Annotated in this window: 22 protein-coding genes; 10 read left to right on the top strand and 12 right to left on the bottom strand. The window is 63.3% G+C overall.

All coding sequences use genetic code 11. The annotated features are described in order from the left end of the window. Positions 1 to 121 precede the first annotated feature (121 nt). The 4 genes from X773_RS51655 to X773_RS51640 form a co-directional block, all read right to left on the bottom strand. On the bottom strand, positions 122 to 1102 hold the full coding sequence (locus X773_RS51655; protein ID WP_023676246.1) for a 2-hydroxyacid dehydrogenase: 981 nt from the start codon (positions 1100 to 1102) through the stop codon (positions 122 to 124). Then, entirely contained in the window at positions 1099 to 2121 is a 1023-nt protein-coding gene (locus X773_RS51650; RefSeq protein WP_023676245.1) for a LacI family DNA-binding transcriptional regulator, read from the bottom strand. Before X773_RS51650 ends, X773_RS51655 begins: the two co-directional genes overlap by 4 nt. A gap of 68 nt (positions 2122 to 2189) precedes the next feature. Then, positions 2190 to 3074, bottom strand: coding sequence for a DMT family transporter (locus tag X773_RS51645; protein ID WP_036238364.1), 885 nt, complete (start codon positions 3072 to 3074; stop codon positions 2190 to 2192). A gap of 197 nt (positions 3075 to 3271) precedes the next feature. After that, positions 3272 to 3679 carry a DUF2000 family protein gene (locus X773_RS51640; protein WP_023676243.1) on the bottom strand — a complete coding sequence of 136 codons (408 nt, stop codon included), beginning with the start codon at positions 3677 to 3679 and terminating at the stop codon, positions 3272 to 3274. 52 nt (positions 3680 to 3731) lie between these two features. Here X773_RS51640 and X773_RS51635 point away from each other — a divergent pair, with 52 nt between their 5' ends. Next, on the top strand, positions 3732 to 4604 hold the full coding sequence (locus X773_RS51635) for an AraC family transcriptional regulator (RefSeq protein ID WP_023676242.1): 873 nt from the start codon (positions 3732 to 3734) through the stop codon (positions 4602 to 4604). 2 nt (positions 4605 to 4606) lie between these two features. Here the strand turns inward: X773_RS51635 and X773_RS51630 are convergent, their stop codons facing one another. Continuing rightward, entirely contained in the window at positions 4607 to 5089 is a 483-nt protein-coding gene (locus X773_RS51630; RefSeq protein ID WP_023676241.1) for a MarR family winged helix-turn-helix transcriptional regulator, read from the bottom strand. A gap of 203 nt (positions 5090 to 5292) precedes the next feature. Continuing rightward, a complete protein-coding gene (locus X773_RS51625) occupies positions 5293 to 6015 on the bottom strand; it encodes an intradiol ring-cleavage dioxygenase (protein ID WP_023676240.1) in 723 nt (240 codons plus the stop codon). Between the two features lie 197 nt (positions 6016 to 6212). Between X773_RS51625 and X773_RS51620 the strand changes: the two genes are divergently transcribed. Further along, positions 6213 to 7280: a GTP-binding protein gene (locus X773_RS51620; protein ID WP_023676239.1), complete on the top strand. Its 1068-nt coding sequence runs from the start codon at positions 6213 to 6215 to the stop codon at positions 7278 to 7280. A gap of 255 nt (positions 7281 to 7535) precedes the next feature. Next, on the top strand, positions 7536 to 8510 hold the full coding sequence (locus X773_RS51615) for a WD40 repeat domain-containing protein (protein WP_023676238.1): 975 nt from the start codon (positions 7536 to 7538) through the stop codon (positions 8508 to 8510). A gap of 8 nt (positions 8511 to 8518) precedes the next feature. On the opposite strand, the gene X773_RS51610 is transcribed toward X773_RS51615, so the two are convergent. Beyond that, positions 8519 to 8974 carry a hypothetical protein gene (locus X773_RS51610; RefSeq protein ID WP_348625924.1) on the bottom strand — a complete coding sequence of 152 codons (456 nt, stop codon included), beginning with the start codon at positions 8972 to 8974 and terminating at the stop codon, positions 8519 to 8521. A 157-nt stretch (positions 8975 to 9131) separates the two neighbouring features. Here X773_RS51610 and X773_RS51605 point away from each other — a divergent pair, with 157 nt between their 5' ends. From X773_RS51605 to X773_RS51595, 3 genes are all read left to right on the top strand, one after another. Then, positions 9132 to 10514, top strand: a complete 1383-nt coding sequence (locus tag X773_RS51605) for an aspartate aminotransferase family protein (protein ID WP_023676236.1) — start codon at positions 9132 to 9134, stop codon at positions 10512 to 10514. 14 nt (positions 10515 to 10528) lie between these two features. Further along, positions 10529 to 11950, top strand: coding sequence for a glutamine synthetase family protein (locus tag X773_RS51600; RefSeq protein ID WP_031211659.1), 1422 nt, complete (start codon positions 10529 to 10531; stop codon positions 11948 to 11950). Positions 11951 to 12036: 86 nt separating this feature from the next. Then, positions 12037 to 12759, top strand: a complete 723-nt coding sequence (locus X773_RS51595) for a UdgX family uracil-DNA binding protein (RefSeq protein WP_280952098.1) — start codon at positions 12037 to 12039, stop codon at positions 12757 to 12759. A 1-nt stretch (position 12760) separates the two neighbouring features. On the opposite strand, the gene X773_RS51590 is transcribed toward X773_RS51595, so the two are convergent. The 4 genes from X773_RS51590 to X773_RS51575 all read right to left on the bottom strand — a co-directional run bounded on the left by X773_RS51590 (position 12761) and on the right by X773_RS51575 (position 17315). Next, positions 12761 to 14026 (bottom strand): glycerate kinase, encoded by a 1266-nt coding sequence (locus tag X773_RS51590; protein ID WP_023676233.1) that lies wholly within the window; start codon positions 14024 to 14026, stop codon positions 12761 to 12763. 175 nt (positions 14027 to 14201) lie between these two features. Beyond that, positions 14202 to 14708: a heme-degrading domain-containing protein gene (locus tag X773_RS51585; protein WP_023676232.1), complete on the bottom strand. Its 507-nt coding sequence runs from the start codon at positions 14706 to 14708 to the stop codon at positions 14202 to 14204. Positions 14709 to 14782: 74 nt separating this feature from the next. Next, positions 14783 to 16096 (bottom strand): guanine deaminase, encoded by a 1314-nt coding sequence (gene guaD, locus X773_RS51580; protein ID WP_023676231.1) that lies wholly within the window; start codon positions 16094 to 16096, stop codon positions 14783 to 14785. Position 16097: 1 nt separating this feature from the next. Continuing rightward, positions 16098 to 17315 (bottom strand): urate hydroxylase PuuD, encoded by a 1218-nt coding sequence (locus X773_RS51575; RefSeq protein WP_023676230.1) that lies wholly within the window; start codon positions 17313 to 17315, stop codon positions 16098 to 16100. Between the two features lie 140 nt (positions 17316 to 17455). Between X773_RS51575 and X773_RS51570 the strand changes: the two genes are divergently transcribed. From X773_RS51570 to dps, 4 genes are all read left to right on the top strand, one after another. Next, complete coding sequence (locus X773_RS51570; protein ID WP_023676229.1) at positions 17456 to 18376, top strand: LysR family transcriptional regulator; 921 nt, start codon at positions 17456 to 17458, stop codon at positions 18374 to 18376. Between the two features lie 75 nt (positions 18377 to 18451). After that, complete coding sequence (locus X773_RS51565; protein WP_031211656.1) at positions 18452 to 19465, top strand: LLM class flavin-dependent oxidoreductase; 1014 nt, start codon at positions 18452 to 18454, stop codon at positions 19463 to 19465. Next, positions 19462 to 20715: an LLM class flavin-dependent oxidoreductase gene (locus X773_RS51560; protein WP_023676227.1), complete on the top strand. Its 1254-nt coding sequence runs from the start codon at positions 19462 to 19464 to the stop codon at positions 20713 to 20715. Before X773_RS51565 ends, X773_RS51560 begins: the two co-directional genes overlap by 4 nt. A gap of 145 nt (positions 20716 to 20860) precedes the next feature. Next, a complete protein-coding gene (gene dps / locus X773_RS51555) occupies positions 20861 to 21349 on the top strand; it encodes a DNA starvation/stationary phase protection protein Dps (RefSeq protein ID WP_023676226.1) in 489 nt (162 codons plus the stop codon). Positions 21350 to 21357: 8 nt separating this feature from the next. Here dps and xdhC read toward each other — a convergent pair whose 3' ends face one another. Next, the gene (xdhC, locus tag X773_RS51550) at positions 21358 to 22347 is read right to left on the bottom strand and encodes a xanthine dehydrogenase accessory protein XdhC (protein ID WP_023676225.1); all 990 of its coding nucleotides are present in this window, start codon (positions 22345 to 22347) and stop codon (positions 21358 to 21360) included. Between the last annotated feature and the right edge of the window lie 31 nt (positions 22348 to 22378).

Raw genomic sequence — 22378 nt, 5'->3', positions numbered from 1 at the left:
CGAAGAGATCAGGGAGGCGCGCTTCCTCTTGCTGTCATGTCCTGTCAGGCGGACAGACACTGCGAAGGGACCAGAATGATTCCGAAGGGTTAAGCTGAAGTTAATAGATATGGCAGCCCGCTTACGGCCTTGCCTTGACATTTGCCGTCTCCGGCACCGGCGTCAGCGCCTTGCGCTGCGAAAACCACGAGACCAGATTTTCGACGCACAGGTCCGCCATGGCGCGGCGGGTGTGCTGCGAGGCCGAGCCGACATGTGGCAAAAGCGAGGTGTTGGGCGCGGCAAGCAACGCCGCTGGCACATTCGGCTCGTCGGCAAAGACGTCTAGCCCGGCAGCGGCGATGCTGCCGCTGGCAAGTGCGGCGGCAAGGGCTGGTTCGTCGACCGTGCTGCCCCGGCCGATGTTGACAAAGACGCCGTTCCGCCCAAGAGCCGAGAGAATTTCGGCATTGACGGCCTTTTCCGTCGAAGCCCCGCCGGGCGCCACCGAGATCAGTGTGTCGACCGCCTCGGCGAGACCTTTCAGCGTCGGGTGATAGTCATAGGACAGGCCTTCGACGCGGCGCCGGTTGTGATAGGCAATGGGCAGCCCAAAAGCGTCGAGCCGGCGGGCAATGGCGAGGCCGATGCGGCCCATGCCAAAGATACCGACTTGGCGCCCGCGCAAGGTCAGCCGGCTCAGCGGATAGTTGCCGTTGCGCAGCCAGCTTCCGTCGCGTAGCCAGGCCTCGGCGCGCGGCAGTTCGCGGATGGTATTGATCAACAGGCCGAGCGCCGTATCGGCGACCTCTTCGGTCAGCACATCCGGTGTGTTGGTGACCATGATGCCGCGCCGTGCGGCGTGGCGGACATCGACCGAATCATAGCCGACGCCGAAATTGGCGATAATCTCGAGCTTTGGCAGCGCGTCCATCAACGCGGCGCTTATGCCGCCAAAGGCGGCTATGCCGCGCACCGTAAGGCGCATCTCGTCGGTGACCAGCGACGGATCGGCGCGTTCGATCCGGACGCGGCTGAACACCCCGTCGATGCGGCCGACCGCATGATCGTTGAACTGGCCCGGCACCAGAATGGCGACAGCTTGCTGTTTGGTTTTTGTCATGCACGTTCCACCGGTTTGCCGGTCGACTGGCGCACATGCAGTTCCGGCTTGATCAGTTCCTGCGACGGCCGCACCGTCTGTCCGTTGAGTTTGTCGAGCAGCGCGCTGGCGGCGCGGCGGCCAACCTCGCGCTGGCCGTTCCACACGGTAGTCAGCGCCGGCGTGGCGATCGCCGCCTCCTCGAGGTCGTCATAGCCGGTAACAGAGATGTCGATGCCCGGCACCAGCCCGGCGCGCGCAATGCCGTTCATCAGGCCGATGGCGACGAGGTCGTTCCAGCAGCAGGCCGCGGTCGGCCTGTCCTTCAGCGCCAGGAACTGCCCGGCGGCCTCGAAGCCGGCCTGCTTGGTGCGTGGGCCGGCGATGCGCCAGGACGGCCTGACCTCAAGCCCTGCCGCCTCCATGGCGTTGACATATCCCTGATAGCGGTCGCGGCCGGTCGAGGTCTGGTCGGTACCGCCGATCATTGCGATGCGCTTGTGGCCAAGCGAGATCAGATGATTGGTAGCAAGCCCGGTGCCATAGGCATCGTCGCCGCGAAACACCGGCACGTCGGCACCTTCGACGGTGCGTGCAATCAGCACTGCCGGGAGACCGTTCTCCTCGGCCATGATTATGTCTTCGGGCGGTGTGCCGATGGCCGGCGACATGATGACGCCGTCAGCGCCGAGCTGCAGAAGCGTGTCGATGAAGGTGCGTTGTTTCTCGAGTTGGTCGTAGTGGTTCGACAGGATGAAGGTTTGCCGGCTGCGGTCGAGTTCGCTCTCGATCGAACGCAATATCTCGGCAAAGAACGGGTTCATGATGTCGTGGACGACGACGCCGACTATGCCTGAGCGCGAGGTGCGCAGGCTGGCGGCGCGGCGGTTGTAGATATAGCCGATGGCGCGGGCATGTTCCTTGATGCGGTCGCGGGTGCCGCCGGCGACCAGCGGGCTGTCGCGCAAGGCCAGCGAGACCGTGGCCGTGGACACGCCGAGCGCATCCGCGATGGTGGAAAGCTTGATCTTCTGTGCCAGCGCCCTGCGCTCCCGAAGCAATTTAAACTGTTTAAAGGCCGGCTCTTATGCCATCGATCCCGCGCAAATCAAAGTTTTTTTGCCAGCGCTTCCGCCTCCGCGTCCAGCGTCGCGCGGTTGCGCACACGAAGCCGGTGCTCGCGGTGGACGATGTAGAGGCCGCTGGCGACGATGACTGTCGCACCGGCCAGCGTCCAGCGGTCGGGAAACTGGTTGAAGACGATCAGGCCGGAGATGATCATCCAGATCATCTGCGAATAGGGATAGGGGGCCAGGGCCGTGGTGGTGGCAAGGCGATAGGCCTGCACAAGAAGCCAATGGCCGATGGCGCCGAAGACGCCCAGCATCAGCAATATGAACCAGTGCCAGCCATCCTGCGGCAACGAAAGCGAAAACGGCAGTGTCGGCAGCAGCAGCACGGCCGGCGCCAGTGCCGAAAACAGGATGAGGCTTTCCGAGGTTTCCGTCGCCGACATGCGGCGCGTCATGATGACGTAGAAACTGTTCGATAGCATCGAGCCGAGCGCAAAGAGATGGCCGACGCCAAAAACCCCGATGCCCGGCCGGGTGATGATGAGGACGCCGACAAAGCCGCTCATGATCGCCAGCCAACGCCGCCAGCCGGCCCATTCCCCTAGCAACGGACCGGCAAGCGCGGTGATCACCATCGGGCCGAAGAAGTAGATCGAGGTGGTTTCCGCCAGCTGCAGCGTCCGCAGCGCGAGAATGTTGCATATCGTCGATCCGAACAGGAGCAGACCGCGCGTGAGATGCGCCGGCAGGTTGGCGGGACGAAAGCGCAGCGGCTCACGCCATCCGTGCAGAAAGACGCCGACGATCAGCACATGGACCGCGAAGCGGGTCCAGGCGACGATCAGCGCCGAGACGCCGGCCAGCACAAGGTACTTGCTGCTGGTGTCGAGGAAGGTGAAAAACACATAGACGGAAAGCATGCACAGGATCGCCGCCGGCGATGTCGCGCTTTCGTCTTGTCTTGGGGGAGCATTCAATTTCAGGCCGGACGGCAAGCAAGGCGGTCCCTCACCAATGCGGCAATTGTCGCCTGCGGGCAAGCCAAAACAGTCTGGCACAACGACAGCCGCCGACAGGCTCAGTTTGTTTCCCAGTGGCCGGCCTAGTGGCCGACGACTCAGGCGTGCATGCGGGCGCCCTTGGTGATCTTGTCGACGAGCTTCTTTTCGGCGCGAAGCGCGATGCCGACCACCTTGGCCTCCTCCGGCGCAAATTCGGCAAAGACGGCGCGGTTGGCCAGATCATACCCGGTCGAAAACATATCCTCGACATAGAGCGAAACCGTCACACCACGCTCCAGCGCCCGCCGCTGGATCGCGCCGAGCGTCTGGCCGTCCGCCGAAAGCACGATGACCGGCTGGATCGACAGCGGGTTGTAGATATTGCCGGCGCGATCACGGTAGGGGTCGCCGATAATGTCGGGAAATTGCGCGACGATGCCGCTGGTCAGAAAGGCGGTGACATTGAGCTTTTGCCAGACGGGAAGATCATCCTTGAGCACGATTGCAAATTTCGTATCGAACATGCGACAGTTTCCAATCCGAAAAGGGGGCCAATCCGAGGCTGCGAGTGAAGCGATGGCGCACGATCTAGACCGGGAAGCCTTTCAGGGTCTTGGACGTTTGTGCGTGGATGCAGCCGAGAACTGCATCGTACCGGCACCCGGTGCTGCCGGGATGGAACGCATCGAGGCCCGGTTCCACGGCAATGCCTTCGATCTCCATCGCCACGACACCTATGCGATCGGGGTGACGCTTTATGGCGTGCAGCGCTTCCGCTATCGCGGCCAAACGCATCAGAGCCTGCCTGGCCAGATCATTATCCTTCATCCCGACGAACTGCACGATGGCGGTGCCGGCACCGAAGACGGCTTGCGATACAGAATGCTCTATTTGGAGCCGTCCCTGATGCTCGATTGTCTCGGCGGCGGATCACTACCATTCGTCGGGAATGCCGTGGTGACAGACCGCGATCTCCGGGCGACGCTGCTTTCGGCGCTCGGGCCGTTGAATCAGGAACTGGACGAGCTGTTTGTCGTCGATTTCATGACGCAGCTTATGCAAAGCTTGGCCCGGCACGCCGGTCAGCCGACGAAACCGGTAGCGAAAACTGCGTGGCGCGCCGCCAGCCTGGCGCGCGACTATCTGGAGGAAAATGTCGCGCGGATCGTACGTTCGGATGAATTAGAGGCGATAACCGGATTGGACCGTTATGCCCTGTCGCGGCATTTCCGCGCCACCTTCTCCACCAGCCCGCACCGGTTCCTGTTGATGCGCCGGCTTCAACGAGCCCGTCGGATGATCGAAGCCGACGAGCCACTGGCGCAAATCGCCATCGCAGCCGGCTTCAGTGACCAAAGCCATTTCAATCGGCATTTCAAAAAGGCGTTCGGCGTCACACCGGGACGCTGGTCGGCACTGACGCGACGGCCGTCAGCGGCGAACGCGTGACCTTATTCAAGCATCTTGTCCTCGATATCCAGTTCGTCATCTGGGAGCACCATTTCGCCGTCCGACAGGTTCGCCTCGACGCGGGCAAGCAGCTTGAACAGCGCTTTCTGATCCTTCTTGTCGAGACCCTTCAATGCCTGCTTTTCGGTCTTCTTCACCGACTTCTCGATGGCGTGGATGATTTCGCGGCCGGTGTCGGTGAGGAAAATATGCGCCTGGCGGGCATCGGCGGACGAGGCCCGCTTCTCCAGAAAGCCCTGCGCCTGCAGCCGGTTGATGGTCTTGGTGATGGTCGGCGGACGCACGCCGAGGCGGCCGGCAAGGTTGCCGGGCGTCTGCCCGTCCTCGCGGTCGAGCGCCAGCATGATCTGGTCCTGGCCGGCATAGAAACCATGCGCCAGAAGCCGGGCGGCGAGCGCCGTGCGCGCCAGCCGCGCCGCCGAATGCAGCCGGCTCATTGTTGCAGTCTTGTCCGCCTTGGCCATGCTCATCCCTCCTCGGCCGAACCGGAGCGGACAGCATAGAAGCAGGCCGCCGATTGGCAATGACGATCGAAAACATTCCGGCTCGGAAAATAGCTTTGCCGGCAAGCTTCGCGGTGTTCGCCGTGGCTAATGCCAGATGTTTATTTCAGTTAGATGACAAACGACTTTCCGCAATGGCTGGATGAGGACGTGACGAGGTGTTCTCAACCGGCTTTCACCGCGACCACCATCAACGCCTGATAGGCGTCCGCCATTTCCCGCAGCGCTGCCTGCGACAGCGGCCCGGCCTGCCGCGCAATGCCGTCCCGCGCGTTCGATGTATCGCGTTTGCCGGGGCGATCTTTATAAGGCGCGACGGTGGCGAATATCTGCTCGCTGAGGCTGTCGGGGAAGAACATCTGGCCGGTCATCACCGAGCGGTCGTCGGGGAAGATCTTGAAATGGATGTGGGTGGTGCGGCCGCGATACCAGCCGGGATAGATGGTGGCGAAAGAAGCGATGCCGCTTTCATCGGTTCTCTGCCAGCCGCGGAGAAAGCTCTGGCCGGACGTGTCGATATCCTGCCCGTCGCCCTGTCCGGGATAGCCGGAATAGCTGCCCTGGGCATCGCAATGCCAGATATCGACGCGTGCGCCGGGAAGCGGCCGGCAGGCGGCGTCGACGATTTGCAGCCGCACATTGAGGGCGATGCCCTTCTTGCCCTCGGTGATATCGGCGCGTTCGAGCTTCGGGTCGAAATAGAACGGCCCTTCGGTGACCTCGGGCGTGATCGCGCAGACGCCGGCACCGGCTTCGAACAAAGCAAGCCCGGCATAGGGCGAAACCTGCCCGGCCCTTGCACCGGCGGGCAGGAATATGCCGCCAGCGGTAACCGCAACGAGACCGAGCGCCTGCCGACGGCTTAGTGGCAACGACTTGTCGGACATCTGGCGCCTCTTCAACGCGAACAGCTCCGTAAATGACCCCGCCTATCTAGGGCCCGCTGTCAGGCGGCGCCAATGAAAGTTCGGTAATGTGAGGAAAGTTCGGCAATACCAGCCCCTCTTTGGCCCACCGGTTTGCCTCGTGCAAAAGCCGAGCACACATCCTATATGGAGCCGACAATCCCTATTCGAGGCACAATATGAGCGACGCACAGACGCAGATCCCCGTAACCGTCCTCACCGGCTATCTCGGCGCTGGCAAGACGACACTGCTCAACCGCATCCTTTCGGAAAACCATGGCAAGCGCTACGCCGTCATCGTCAATGAATTCGGCGAGATCGGCATCGACAACGAGCTGATCGTGGAATCCGACGAGGAAATCTACGAGATGAACAATGGCTGCGTCTGCTGCACCGTGCGCGGCGACCTGATCCGCGTCGTCGAAGGCCTGATGCGCAGGCCTGGCCGCTTCGACGCCATCATCGTCGAGACCACAGGCCTCGCCGATCCCGTGCCGGTGGCGCAGACCTTCTTCATGGACGACGACGTGCGTTCCAAGACCAGGCTCGATGCGGTGGTGGCGCTGGTCGACGCCAAGCACCTGCCGCTGCGTCTGAAGGATTCCCGAGAGGCCGAGGACCAGATCGCCTTTGCCGATGTAGTCGTGCTCAACAAGACCGATCTCGTCACCCGCGAAGAGCTGAGCAAGGTGGAGGCGACGATCCGCGCCATCAACCCGGCGGCACGAATCCATCGCACCACACGCGCCAGCGTGGCGCTGTCCGAGGTGCTCGATCGCGGTGCGTTCGACCTGTCCCGGGCGCTGGAGAACGATCCGCACTTCCTCGAGGCGCATGACGATCACGACCATCATGATCATGATCATGACCACCATCACCATGATCACGACGGCCATGATCACCACGATCATGACGGGCATCATCATGCGCTCCCTTCCGACATCCATGACGTGACTGTGCAGTCGGTGTCGCTGCGCGGCGGCGAGATGGACCCGAAAAAGTTCTTCCCGTGGATCGAGAAGATCACCCAGATGGAAGGCCCGAACATCCTGCGGCTGAAAGGGATCATTGCGCTGAAAGGCGATGACGAGCGCTATGTCATCCAGGGTGTGCACATGATCATCGAGGGCGACCACCAGCGCGCCTGGAAGGACGACGAGAAGCACGAGAGCCGGCTGGTGTTCATCGGCCGCGAACTCGACGCCGAGCGACTGAAGACAAGCTTCGAGGCCTGCCAGGCCGCTTGATTTCCGGACTTTATAGCGCTAGCGCTGCCCCTTCTCTCCTTCTCCCCTTGTGGGAGAAGGTGGCCGAGCGAAAGCTCGGTCGGATGAGGGGTGTTCCAGCTTGGCAAGGACGGCACTCCGTCCAGCACCCCTCATCCGTCTTGGCGCTGCGCGCCAATCCACCTTCTCCCACAAGGGGAGAAGGTCGCGTCGAACCTAGCCACGCTTTCCTCCAATGGCGGCAAGGCGACCAAACAATCTAATGGAACAGTTCGCATGCCCACCGTCGCCCCGCTTGATCTCGAAGGCCACTGCGTTGCCGCCGTCTTCCTCGGCGACGTGCCGCATTTCGCGCTGGCCGACGGCGCGATCCACCGGCTCGACCATGGCCACAAGACGGTGCAGGCCAATGACGGGCTGCTCGCCGCCTTCCATGACGTGGCCAACGACCGGCTGATCACCGGCGGCGAGGACGGCAAGGTCTTTGCCGTCACCGCTGGCGGCGAGGCCGGGGAATTGGCGAGCGCCGGCAAGAAATGGATCACCAGCGTCGCTGCAGGGCCGCAAGGCGCCATCGCCTTCGCGTCGGGCAAGACCGCCTATGTGCGCTTTGCCGACGGCAAGACGAAAGAATTCGCGCATCCGCGCTCCGTCGAGGGACTGGCCTTTTCGCCCAAGGGTATGCGCTTTGGCGTCGCCCGCTACAATGGCGCGACGCTGCATTTCCCGGCGGCCGAGGGCAAGCCGGTCGAGCTCGAATGGGCCGGCGCGCATACCGGCATCACTTTCTCGCCGGACGGCGCCTTCCTCGTCACCACCATGCAGGAAAACGCGCTGCATGGCTGGAAGCTCGCCGACGGCAAGCACATGCGCATGTCCGGCTACCCCGGCAAGGTGAAAAGCCTGTCGTGGAGCGCCAAGGGCAAATGGCTGGCGAGTTCCGGCGCGCCGGCGGCAATCGTCTGGCCGTTTTCCAGCAAAGACGGGCCGATGGGCAAGGCGCCGCTGGAACTCGGCACGCGCGGCAATGCGATGGTCACCTCCGTCGCCTGTCACCCGAGCCAGGACGTCGTTGCTATCGGCTATGATGACGGGATGGTGATGGCGGTGCGCTTCGCCGACGCCAAGGAAGTGCTGTTGCGCCGGCCGGGCAAGGGCGCCGTCACTTCGATGATGTGGGACAAGGAAGAGCGCCGCGTCGCCTTTGGCAGCGCTGCGGGCGACTGCGGCGTCATCGATATTTCGGCGTAGCCTGTTACTTACTCGGCTCCGCAAGATACTTTGCCGGTCAATTCAGCCTGCTTGCCGTCCTTTTCGGCATCGGCCGTTACATCATGGATTGAGAGCAAATAGCGACCGTCATAGACGCCTTCGTCGCTGGCCTTGGTCAGGATCGCCAGTTCGACATAGCCGTAGGCGTTTTCGACCTGCCGTTCGTGGTAGACGAGCAGCCGCAATTCCTTGTTGTCGAGCCAATATTGCGTGAGGTTCTGATCCTCGAACAATGTCTCGCGCAGACTGTCGGCAGCCGGCCTGCCCAGAATCTCGAGCTCGCCGCTAAAATTGAAGGTCGGCCCGCCCATGCCTCTGGTGATCCCGGCACCGACCTGAAATTTGACGGCTGCATCCTCGGCGGAACACCAGATGCCGCCGGACGCCAGAGCCGCACCAACCGACGACAGCAGCGTTGCTGCGCAGACGATCGCCCGCACCATCTTATGCCCTCCAGCCGAAGTACCATTGGCGCCCGAAGGCGGCTCGCGGTCAAGCGCCTGTTTTCATTCAAATGACCGCTGACCCAACACAGGGCAGCCGCCCGGCCAATTGCGGTGGCGGATGCCGATTGTCTAAAGTGCGACTGAGAGGGCCGGCATGAACGTCATGAACCATTCAAAGACTTGCATCGGCGGCATCGGCCCGGCCCGGATCGTCGAGTTGCGCGCGACCGAGGCAGAAGTCTTCCGCCGGGCGCGGCCAAAATCGATGGCGAAAATCGGCAATGGCCTGCCCGGCTTCTTCGGCGGCGTGCCGATGCATTGGATGAACGACTGGCCGACGCCATTCCCGATCCTGGTCGACAGTGCCAAGGGCGCTGCGATCACCGACATCGACGGCAATCGGCTGGACGATTTCTGCCTTGGTGACACCGGCTCGATGTTCGGCCATTCGCCGCCGCCGGTCGCCCGCGCCATCCGCCGGCAGGCCGGACGAGGACTGACCTATATGCTACCTTCCGAAGACGCGCTGGCCATCGGACCGTTGCTGCAGCAGCGCTTCGGTTTGCTGTCGTGGCAGATCGCGACGACGGCGACCGATGCCAACCGCTTCGCGCTGCGGGTTGCCCGCGCCGTTACCGGCCGGGAGAAGATACTGGTCTTCAACGGCTGCTATCATGGCTCGGTCGACGAGACGATGGTGCGGCTGGTCGCCGGGAAAGCGGTGAATCGACCGGGACTGGCCGGCGAATTCCGCGACCTGACGCGGGCGACAGATGTCGTCGAGTTCAACGATTTGCCGGCGCTCGAGGCGGCACTCCGGGGCAACGATGTCGCCTGCGTCATCGCCGAGCCGGTGCTGACCAATTCCTGCATGGTGCTGCCCGAAGCCGGCTTTCATGATGGCTTGCGGCGTCTCACCCGTGCGACCGGCACGCTGCTTCTAATCGACGAGACGCATACAATTTCGACCGGTCCCGGCGGCTATACAAGCAAATACGGGCTGGAGCCGGACCTGTTCGTGCTGGGCAAGCCGATTGCCGGCGGCGTACCGGCGAGCGTCTGGGGCATGAGCGAAGACGTTGCGGCCCGCTATGCCGCTTATATCAGTCGGAAAGAGCCCGGCTACTCCGGCATGGGGACAACGCTGTCGGCCAATCCGCTGCAATTCGCAGCGATGCGCGCCACGCTCGAATACGTCATGACCGACGAGAACTACAGCCATATGGACCATCTGGCGCAGCGGCTCGACGCCGGGCTGACCGCCGTCATCGATCGCTATCGTCTGCCCTGGCATGTTGCTCGCGTCGGTGCCCGTGTCGAGTTCATCTGCGCGCCGGGCCCGCTGAGGAACGGCGGCGAAGCGGAAGCTGCGCACGTGCCGGAGCTCGAGGCGGCAATCCATGTCGCGCTGGTCAATCGCGGCGTGCTGATCGCACCCTTCCACAACATGATGCTGATCTCTCCTACGACCAGCGCCGCCCAGGTGAACCGGCTGATCACTGCCTTCGGCGCGGTTGCGGCAAAGCTTACGGCGTGAGACAAGCTTGCGGCATGAAACAAGCGCCCAAGCAAAGTTTGAACCTGGTCACGGCATCCCCTTCGGGCTCGACGCCCGCCGAGGCGCAGGCCTTTCTCGACGCTCATCCCGAGATCGAAGCGTTCGACATCGTGCTGACCGACGCCAATGGCGTCGGGCGCGGCAAGATCGTGCGCCGGCATGAGTTGATGAGCATCTACGAGGGGGGCCGGCACATGCCGATCTCGATCCTCGGCCTCGACATCACCGGCGAGGATGTTCACGAGACCGGGCTGATCTGGACGACGGGCGACGGCGACCTGCGGGCGTGGCCGATCCCCGGCACACTGGTGCCGCTGTTCGCCACCCAGCCGCCGCGCGGCCAGGTGCTGATGGCGATGTACCATCTCGATGGCCAGCCGATGTCGTCCGACCCGCGGCTGGCACTCGCCCGCCAGGTAGACATCCTCGCGGCCAAGGGCCTGCATCCGGCCGGCGCCTTCGAGCTCGAATTCTTCCTGCTCGCCAACGAGCGCGATGCCGAAGGCAAGGTGCAGCCGGCGCACGCGGTGCTTGACGGACGCCGCTCGGCCAAGACGGAGGTCTATTCCGTCGACCATCTACACGGCATGGAGCCGCTGTTTTCCGACATCTACGCCGCAGCCAAGGTGCAAGGCATCCCGGCCGAGACGGTCATCTCGGAATATGCGCCCGGCCAGTACGAGCTGACGCTCAACTACCGCAAGGATGTGATGCGGGCGGCCGACGATCTCGTGATGCTCAAGCGACTGGTGCGGGCGCAGGCGCGCCGTCATGGTGTCACCGCTTGCTTCATGGCCAAGCCGATCGAGAAATATGCCGGCTCGGGCATGCATTTTCATGTCTCGCTGCTGGATGATGCCGGCAAGAATGTCTTTGCCGAAACCGGCGGCGAAAGCTGGTCGCTGCCGCTGCTGCGCGGCCTCGGCGGACTGATCCAGACGATGGCGGAATCGATGCTGGTCTTCGCGCCGCATGCCAATTCATGGCGGCGCTTCGTCTCGCAATCCTATGCGCCGGTGGCGCCGACCTGGGGCGTCAACAACCGTTCGGTGGCACTGCGTGTGCCGGCCGGCGATGCCAAGAACCGCCGCATCGAGCACCGGCCATCGGGCGTCGACGCGAATCCTTACCTAGTGGCAGCAACGGTGCTGGCCGGTGTCGTCAAGGGCCTCGACGAAGGCCTCGATCCCGGTCCCGAAACCACCGGCAATGGCTACGAATCGGCCGTCACGCGCACGACGATGCCGGTGGACTGGCGTGCCGCGATCGAGGCGGCAAGGGCGTCGACCTTCCTCAAGGGCGCATTGGGCGAAGACCTGCACCGGACGTTCGTGGCGATCAAGCAGTCGGAATATCTGCGCGTGGCGCGCACGGTCAGCGAACTGGATTATCACCTCTATCTGCACGAGGTGTAGGGCATCACATCGTCGGCCATCCGCCGGTGAAGGCCCATGCGGAATAATTTCAACGGAACCTTCGGCGGGCTTTGCTCATTGCGTGTCTGATTGCAGGAGCGAGCAAGGCCGCCTTAGTTATGATCGCCAGGATGCAGACAACCCCGACGCCGCACCATGCCAAAGTGCAGGCAAGACGCTTGCCTGCAAGCAAGTCTCCGGAAACGACAGAAATCGACGCCAGGACGATTCCTGAACTGCGCGAAACGGCCAAGATCTGCCGCCGCTGTCCGCTATGGCACGACGCCACGCAGACCGTGTTCGGTGAGGGCCCTGATAAAGCTAAGGTGATCTTCGTCGGCGAACAGCCGGGCGACCAGGAGGACCTGGCGGGCAAGCCCTTCGTTGGTCCGGCGGGCAAGGTGTTCGACGCGATCCTGGACGATGCCGGCGTCGATCGGCTGAAAGTCTACGTCACCAACGCGGTCAAGCATTTCAAGTTCGAGCCGCGCGGCAAGCGGCGCATCCACTCCAAGCCGAACGCCGGCGAGGTGCAGGCTTGCCGCTGGTGGCTCGACAAGGAAATCGATCTGATCAAGCCCAATCTGGCGGTGGCGCTCGGCGCAACGGCGGCGCAGGCGCTGCTTGGCAAGGTGGTGCCGATCATGAAGATGCGCGGGGCCGTCGTGGAGCGCGACGATGGCTTGCGTGTCTTCGTCACCATCCACCCGTCCTTCATCCTGCGCATTCGCGAGCCGGCGGACAAGCAGGCAGAACGCGACCGGTTCCTGCAGGATATGAGAGCGGTGAAAAAGCTGATGGCCGCCTGAGCTATTTGATCAATATCGCCCGGAGATCGTTGACGTTTGTGCCGGTCGGACCGGGTACGAAAAGGTCATCTACGGCATTGAATGCCGTCCAGGCGTTGTTGCCGGCAAGCATGGCCTTGGCATCGACGCCCGCCTTATGCATCCGCGACACTGTCGAGCCGTCGGCGAAGGCGCCGGCATTGTCTTCCGAACCGTCAATGCCGTCGGTGTCGGCGGCCAGTGCGTGGACGCCCGCCATGCCGCTGATCCCAATGGCGAAGGCGAGCAGGAATTCCGAGTTGCGGCCGCCTTTGCCTTTCGCGCGCAAGGTCACGGTCGTCTCGCCGCCCGACAGGATCAGCACCGGTTTTGCGAATGGCCGGTTGCGCGTCGCCACTTCGCGCGCGATTGCGGCGTGGACGCTGCCGACCTCACGCGCCTCGCCCTCGATGGAATCGGAGAGAATGACCGCTTCGATACCTTGGTACCTGGCTTCGGCCGCAGCCGCTTCCAGCGATACGCCGGCCGAGGCGATCAGATGTACCTCGTTGCGGATAAAACGCGGGTCGTCCGGACGTGGCGCATCGGCGGCCGGCGAATTGATGTGCGCCATCACTGAAGCCGGTAGTTTCATGTCATAGGCGGCGATCGACGCTAATGCATCTTCGCGGCTGCCTATATCCGGCACGGTCGGACCAGAAGCGACCAGAGCCGGATCGTCGCCCGGAATATCAGAAACAACCAGCGAGACCACCTTGGCAGGATAGGCGGCGGCCGCCAGCCTGCCGCCCTTGATCGAGGACAGATGTTTGCGGATGGTGTTCATCGCGGCGATCGGCGCGCCGGAGGCGAGCAGCGCCTCGTTGACGGCGATCTCGTCGGCTAGCGTCAGACCTTCGGCAGGTGACGGCAGCAGCGCCGAGCCGCCGCCCGAAATGAGCGCCACGACGAGGTCGTCCGCAGTCAGTCCCTGGACTTTTTCGAGCAGCCGCCGGGAAGCTTCGAGCCCCGCAGCATCCGGCACCGGATGCGCCGCCTCGATGATCTCGATGCGCCGGCAGGCCGCGCCATAGCCGTAGCGGGTGACGACCAAACCTTCGATCGGCCGGTCCCACACTTTCTCGAAAGCCGCCGCCATCTGCGCCGAGCCTTTTCCTGCACCGATGACGATGGTCCGCCCCTTCGGCCTTGCCGGCAAATGATCCTTGATCGACCTCTGGGGATCGGCGGCGGCAACGGCGGCGTTGAAGATCGAAATGAGAAAGGACTTGGGATCGAGCGCGGTCATACTGAGCTACCACGGACGCTGTGCGAGCTTCTGCGGCGTTTGCGCTGCCCCTCACCCTTACCCTCTCCCCGTATAGAGACGGGGAGAGGGGATCGCCAGCGTTGGAGCGTTTCCCTTCTCCCCGTCACTACGCGGGGAGAAGGTGCCGGCAGGCGGATGAGGGGCAGCGCCAACGTCACGATGTTGCTTCCGGCGGCAGGACCAACTCCTCGCTATCGACGCCCAAGTAGCTACACAGCGTATCGACGACCACTCCGTGGTCCTCGCGCTCCGGTAGACCGGAGACGGCGATCACGCCGATGACGCCAGCGCCCTTGACAGTGATGGGAAAGCCGCCACCGGCCAGCACATAGTCGGCAATGTCCAGCCCCTCGCCGGGCTTGAAGCTGCGGTCGGGGCGCTGCTGCTCCAGCACAATGCGGTAGGTGCTTTTCAAGAACCGCCGCACGACGTTGATCTTGCGCCGCGCCCAGTCCGGATTGGAGGCGTTCGAGCCGGGCATTGCCGCATAGAACAGCGGCCGGTCGAAAGTTCTGATATCGACGATGATCGGCAGGTTTTTCTTGAGAGCCCGGTCGCGGATCGCCGAGCCGATCTCGAAAGCGACGGCTTCATCGAAGGCCGAAAAGACAAGCGTGGCTTCCTGTTTCTTGATCAGAGCGATATCGTCCGCAACGGCCATGTCGTTCCCCTGTCGATCTCGCCTGTTGCTTTGGCGGATGGCTGCCGCCCGGTCAAGCCGGCCGCATACGACGGCTACACCCCTATATCCGCCTTGGCCGCCCGGCCGGCGACATAGACCTCGCGCACGGCGCGGTCGTCGCCGAGCGTCTGCAGCAGAAACAATTCCTCGGCGAGCGTGTCCGCCGTCTCCACCCGCAGCCGCATCGCCGGCGTGGCGCGGGCGTCGAGCACGATGATATCGGCGTCGCTGCCTTCCTCCAGGGTGCCGATCTTTTCCGCAAGCGACAGCGCCTCGGCATTGCCGCGGGTCAGCTGCCAGAAGGACTGGAACGGATTGAGCTTCTCGCCGCTCAGCGCGATCACCTTGTAGCCCTCGTCCATGGTGCGCAGCATCGAATAGTTGGTGCCACCGCCGACATCGGTGGCGGCGGCGATGCGAAGCGGCTTCTGGCGGCGGCTATAGCGCTGATAATCGAACAGGCCCGAGCCGAGAAACAGGTTGGAGGTCGGGCAGAACACCGCCACCGAGCCGCTATCCGAAAGCGCATCCGCCTCGCGTTCCGACAGGTGGATGCAATGGCCGAACAGGCTTCTGCGCCCGAGCAGCCCATAGTGTTCGTAGATGTCGGTGTAGTCCCGCGTCTGCGGGTACAATTGCTGCGTGAAGGCGATCTCGGCGTGGTTTTCCGACAGATGCGTCTGCATGTGCAGATCAGGATATTCGCGGCAGAGCGCGCCCGCCATCTCCAATTGCTCGGGCGACGAGGTGATGGCGAAGCGCGGCGTGATGGCATAGTGCTGGCGCCCCTTGCCGTGCCACTCATCGATCAACGCCTTGCTGTCGTCATAGCCCGATTGCGGCGTGTCGAGCACGCCGTCCGGCGCGTTGCGGTCCATCATCACCTTGCCGGCGATGTTGAGCATGTTGCGGTCGTGCGACTCGGCAAAGAACGCTTCGGCAGATTCCTTGTGTACCGAGCAATAGGCCGCGACTGTCGTGGTGCCATGCCGCAATACTTCATCCAGGAACAGCCTGGCGATACGGCGGCCATGCTGGGCGTTCTGGAATTTTGTCTCTTCCGGAAAAGTGTAGGTGTTCAGCCAATCGAGCAGCTCGGCGCCGAAGGAAGCGATGACCTGCATCTGCGGAAAATGTGCATGCGCATCGATGAACCCGGGCAGCAGCAGATATGGCCTGTGGTCGATCTTTTTTGTTCCCGCGCCAGCCTTTTTCTCGACCTCGGCATAGGCACCAGCGGCAACGATCCTGCCGTCGCGCATCAGCAGGCCGCCATCTTGCTCGTAGCGCCAGGCGGAATGGTCGTCGATGGTTTCTGGCCAGCGCAAAAACGACAGCGTGCGGCCGCGCAGCAGCGTGCTGGTCATGCTATTTCCCCGCGCCTTCGAACCAGGCTACCAGCAGTGCCCGTTCCTTGTCGGTGATCTGGGTGACGTTGGCGGGCGGCATGGCGTGGCTGCGTCCGGCCTGCAGGTAGATCTCGCCGGCGTGCTCGGCGATGCCGGCATCGGTATCGAGCATCACGCCCTTAGGTGCGTGGTAAATGCCCTCGTAGGACGGCTCCGCCGCATGGCACATCGAACACCGGCCAAGCACCGTATCACGCACGGCGGGAAAATGTGCCGAGGCGACGTAGACCTGTGCCGCCGAGGACGTTTTGACTTCGCCGGTCAGCAGCTTCGGTGCCGTCGACAGCCAGATGATGACGACGAACAGGACGGCGGCGGCCAGCCAGGTCCAGGTCGGATTGCCTTTGCGCGCATGCCTGGTGTTGAAATAGTGCCGGATCAGCACGCCGATGATGAACACCAGCGAGGCGATGACCCAGTTGAACTCTGTGCCGAACGCCAGCGGATAATGGTTCGACAGCATCAGGAACAAAACCGGCAGCGTCAGGTAGTTGTTGTGCAGCGAGCGCTGTTTGGCGATCTTGCCATATTTCGGATCGGGCTTACGGCCGGCGATCAGGTCGGCGACGACGATCTTCTGGTTGGGGATGATGACCATGAAAACGTTGGCCGACATGATCGTCGCAGTGATGGCGCCGAGATGCAGGAAAGCGGCGCGGCCGGTGAACAGGTGGGTCAGGCCCCAGGCGATGAACACCAGCACGCCGTAGAGCACCAGCATCAGGCCGGTGTCGCTGTTGCCAAGCGGCGAACGGCACAAGAGATCGTAGACCACCCAGCCGACGCCGATCGTCGCCAGCGACAGCAAGATGCCTGTAGGCACCGACATGGCAAGCACATTCGGATCGATCAGGAACAGGTCCGCCCCGGCATAGTAGACGACGCACAGCATGGCGAAACCCGACAGCCAGGTGGCGTAGGATTCCCACTTGAACCAGGTCAGATGCTCGGGCATCTCAGCCGGCGCCACCAGATATTTCTGCACATGGTAGAAGCCGCCGCCATGCACCTGCCATTCCTCGCCGAAGACTCCGGCAGGCATGCCCGGACGCTGGCGCAGCCCGAGATCGAGCGCGACGAAATAAAAGGACGATCCAATCCAGGCGATACCGGTGACGACGTGCAGCCAGCGCACGGCGAAACTCAGCCAATCCCAGAATATCGCGAAATCCATCATGAAAAAATCGTCCCTGCCGATCCACTGACTTTACGGACTGGAGCGCAAACGGAAAGAGCCGAGCTGCACGATGACTTTCAAAAAAATTTGGAAAATACTAGGCTCGTTACACGCTGCCACATGAGAGCCACGGAAGCCGCATGGCCTATCTCGACAACATCGCCGTTTTCGTCCGCGTCGTCGAGCTCGGCAATTTATCGGCGGCTGGGCGCGACATGCGCATTTCGCCGGCGGTCGCCTCTAACCGGATCAAGGAGCTCGAGAAGCACCTGGGAGTCAGGCTGTTCAACCGCACGACGCGACAATTGATGCCGACCGAGCACGGCACGGTGTTCTACTCTGGCGCCAAGCAGGTGCTGGAGGCGGTCACCGAGGCGGAAGCGGCGGTCAGCGCGTTATCCGGCCAGCCGCGCGGCACCATAAAGGTGACAGCGCCGCTCGGCCTCGGGCGGCGGCTGGTAGCATCCGGAATCCCGGATTTCCACGATAGGTACCCAGATATCGAGGTGCGGCTCCGGCTTTCCGATCACAATGTCGATATCATGAAGGAAGGCATCGACGTTGCGTTCCGGCTGGGCATTATCGAGGATTCCAGCCTCAGGATGCGCGGCATCATGGAGTGCGAACGCGTGCTGGTAGCGGCTCCGCAATATCTGGACGTGCGCGGCGAGCCGAGCGAGCCGCAGGAGTTGATCGGCAAGAAACACGATTGCCTGATGCTGCGCTATTCCGGCGCGCGCGAATATGTCTGGACGCTGCAGACGCCGAATGGGCCGCAAAAGTTCGAGGTGCACGGCCCCTACGATACCGATGATGGCGACGTGCTGACCGGCTGGGCGCTGTCCGGCCGCGGCATCATCAACAAACCGCGCTTCGAGGTCGAGCCGTTTATCCGCGACCAGCGGCTGAAGGTGATCCTGAGCAACACGCCGCCGACGCCGGTGCAGTTCGCCGCCGTCTACCCGCACAAGAAGCTGCAGGATCCGAAGGTGCGGCTGCTGCTCGATTTCATGGCCGAGCGCTGCCAGCGGCTGATCAGGGATATTCTGGCCGGCAAATGATCGCCGGCTGGCCGGTTGCTTTCCGTCCAGCCGGCGAGATAATTCTCCAGGAATCTCGCTCAACAGGGAAAAGCGATGGCCAACGGCGCCACAATGTGTCTCGCCGTTTCACTGTCTCCGGAAGCCGCCCCTTCCCATCCGCCCGACGCCGGCCCGGACTTCAGTCTGCTGACGCGGTTCGTGCAAGAAGCCGAAGCGGCCGGTCTGGACATGGTGTTGCTGGGCGATTCCGCACCGGTTGCAGGCGGGCCGAACCGCCAAATGCGATTCGAAGCAACGACCTTGGTGGCAGCGCTGGCGACGGTGACAAGCAGGATCGGCCTCGTCGCGGCAGCGTCGACGGTCGCCCACCAGCCCTACAACCTCGCACGCCGTTTCGCCTCGCTCGATATCATCAGCCATGGCCGCGCCGGCTGGAACGCGAGCATGTTTCCCGATCCGCGCGAGGCGGCCAATTTCAGCCGACCGGAAGGGTTTTCCGGCGACGATTTCCGCCTGCGCGCCGAGGAATTCATCGGCATCGTGCAAGGCTTGTGGAAAGGCTGGGACGCAGACGCGCTGCTGTTCGACAAAAGTGGCGGCCGCTTCTTCGATCCTGAAAAGATGCATTTGCTCGACCACAAGGGCGAATATTTTTCCGTGCGCGGGCCGCTCAACGTGGCGCGGTCGCCGCAGGACACGCCGGTGCTGGTCATGTCCGGCCTGTCCGAGCCCGACACGGATATCGCCGCCCGCACCGCCGATGTCGTCCTGCTGGATGAGGCATCGATCGAGCCGGCGAAGGCTGGCGATCTGAAGCGCCGTGCGCTTGCCTTCGGGCGCAGTCCGGAGGCGCTGAAAGTGCTGATGAACGTTACCGTCAGCGCCGAAATAACCGCCGCGCCGGACCTGTTTGCGGACGGGCTCGAAGAGTGCTTTCGCTCGAAAGCCTGCGACGGTTTCAACATCGCCATGCCGTTCACATCGGCGCTCGACGATTTCGTCGGTCTCGTGCTGCCGGAGCTTCGCCGCCGCGGCCTTGACCGGTCCGGCTACAGCGCGGCGACACTGCGCGCCCATCTCGGGCTTGCAGGGGAGGATCGGCAATGAGCGCCGGTCGAGGCCAGATGAAGCTCGGCGCCTTCCTGTGGGCGACAGGCCACCACATCGCCGCCTGGCGCCATCCGCAGGCGCATGTCACGGCTGGCATCGACATCGACCATTACGTCCAGTTGGCGCGGACGGCGGAAGCAGCCAAGTTCGACATGATCTTCTGCGAGGACGCCGCCGGCGTGCGCGAGGCCAATGTCGACATCGCCAGCCAAACGTCGCGCTCGATCGGCTTCGAGCCGATAAGCCTGCTTGCCGCGCTCGCCGTCCAGACGGAGCGCATCGGCCTCGTCTCCACGGCGTCGACGAGCTATAACGAGCCTTACGGACTGGCGCGGACCTTCCTGTCGCTCGACCATCTGAGCGGCGGCCGAGCCGGCTGGAACCTCGTCACTTCGGCGAGCCAGATCGAGGCCGCCAATTTCGGCTCGACCGGACTGCGCCCACATGCGGACCGCTACGAACGCGCGCGCGAATTCGCTGCCGTGGTTACCGGCCTTTGGCGAGGCCAGGGTGGACACGAAGGCAGAAGTTTTTCGGTGCGCGACCCGCTCGATCTGCCGCGCTCGCCACAAGGTGCACCGGTCATGGTTCAGGCGGGAGCGTCGGATGAGGGCCGCGATCTTGCCGCCCGGACCGCCGATGTGGTGTTCACTGCGGCGCAAACATTCGAGGAGGCAAAGGCCTTCTACGACGACCTCAAGGGACGGCTGGCGCCCCATGGGCGCGAGCCGGAGGACGTCAAGATCATGCCCGGCGTCGCGCCGGTCGTCGCGGCAAGCGAAGCGGAAGCCCGGGCAAGACATGATGAACTGCAGGAGCTGATACCGGACGATGTCGGTGTCGCGCTGCTTTCCAGCTATCTCAGCATATCCGATCTCGCGCGCTATCCCATCGACGGACCGCTGCCCGAGCTGCCGGCCAGCGAAGGCATGCAGAGCCGGCAGGCGCTCGTCATCGAGCAATCCCGCCGCGACAAGCTGTCCATTCGCCAGCTTGCCCGTCATTTCGCCGGCGCGCGCGGTCATTGGCGCGTCGTCGGAACTCCGGCCCAGATCGCCGACCAGCTCGAGGCACGCTTCGAGGGCGGCGCGGCAGACGGTTTCAACGTCATGCCATCCTATTTTCCCGGCGAACTCGAAGCCTTTGCCACGCTTGTCGTGCCGGAGCTGCAGCGGCGCGGGCTTTTCCGGAAGGATTATGAAGGTAGCACGCTGCGCGACCATCTGGGCTTGAAAACGCCGGCGTAAAACGACGAGCGGAACGAAAGTCGGAGATCGCCGTTTTGGGATGCTGTGCCGCGGCGATGAGGCGTCTGCGCGCATATTCGATTGACCATCCCAAACTTCGCCCTCTTTTCAAACCACGCGGACGCAACCGCCACAGGAGCCGATCATGGATGCCATCGCCACCCGCAATGACCTGCAATCCAATGCCAAGAAAGAGTGTATCGATCTTCTCAATGCCCGCCTCGCCGACGCCATCGATCTGGCCTTGATCACCAAGCAGGCGCACTGGAACGTCAAGGGACCGCAATTCATCGCCATCCACGAGATGCTCGACACGTTCCGCGAGGAGATCGACGGCCATGTCGACACCATTGCCGAGCGCGCCGTACAGCTCGGCGGCACGGCGCTCGGCACCTCGCAGGAGGTGTCGAAGGCGACTATGCTGGAGGCCTATCCGACCGACATCCACAAGACCCGAGACCATCTGGCGGCGCTGATCGACCGCTATGCCGCAACCGCCAAGCGGGCACGCGCGGCGATCGACGAGGCGGCTGGCGCGGGCGACGCCGACACCGCCGACATCTTCACCGCCTATTCGCGCTCGCTCGACAAATTGCTGTGGTTCCTTGAGGCGCACACGCAGGAGAAGGAATAGCCAAAACGTCAGCCAGCCATCGCCTTGCGGTGAGAGGCTTTGGACTGAGCGGACGGTGCCGCCGCATGGCCGGCCAACGCTGTCATAATCTCGGCTACGGCGAGTGCGGCGATCACCTGCGGGCGCTTGTCCTTAACGGCATCGCCGCCGATCGGCGAGACGAGGTGGGCAAATTCCGCCTCGCTTCCGTCCGCCGATTTCAGGAACCAGTTCCGGAACGTCGCCTTCTTGGTTCTGGAGCCGATCATGCCGACATAGGCGGCATCCCGGCGTTTCAGAGCCTCGGCGACGATCAGGAAGTCCAGCGCGTGGTCATGTGTAAGGACGACGAAGGCGGATCCAGCCGGGGCTTCGCGCACCATCGCCTCAGGCATCGGCGTCAGCTTGGTTTCGACCGCTTCCGGCATGCCTTTGAGCGCCTCGGCTCGCGTCTCGACAACGACGACATGCACCGGCAGCAAGGCCATCGCGGAGGCCAGCGCCTGGCCGACATGGCCGCCCCCGAGGATGTAGACATGCGGTCGCTGCGCTTCCTCGGTTTCCGCCGCCGCAACCAGCTTGGCTTCAAGCGCGGGGTCGACTAGCTGGATCAGCAGCTCGACCCTGCCGCCGCAGCACTGCCCGATGTCCGGGCCGAGCGCGATGTCGAGGGTGGCGCGGATATCCCTCCCCCTTGAGGGGAGGGTGGCGGCGAAGCCGCCGGGTGGGGTCGCCGCGGCAGTGCTCGACGCGCTGGCGGTACCTTCTGAGACGACCCCCTCTGGCCGCTCCGCGGCCATCTCCCCCTCAAGGGGGGAGAAAAGCATCTGTCGCGCTTTGTCGATCGCCATGTATTCGAGCTGGCCGCCGCCGATCGTACCGAAAGTGGCCGATCCTGAGACGAGCATGAAGGCACCCGTCTCGCGCGGCGTCGAACCTTTTGTCCGGGCCACCTCAACGAAGGCGACCCGGCCGGCGCCGGCAAGAAAGGCTTTCAGGCTCTGCACTTTCGCGTTCATCATTTGCGTTCCCTATCGGGAAATATAGAGT

The organism is Mesorhizobium sp. LSJC280B00 (genome assembly GCF_000502835.1).
Lineage (GTDB): Bacteria > Pseudomonadota > Alphaproteobacteria > Rhizobiales > Rhizobiaceae > Mesorhizobium.
The sequence above is the reverse complement of the archived record's forward strand: the minus strand, read 5'-3'. Positions and strand labels throughout refer to the sequence as shown.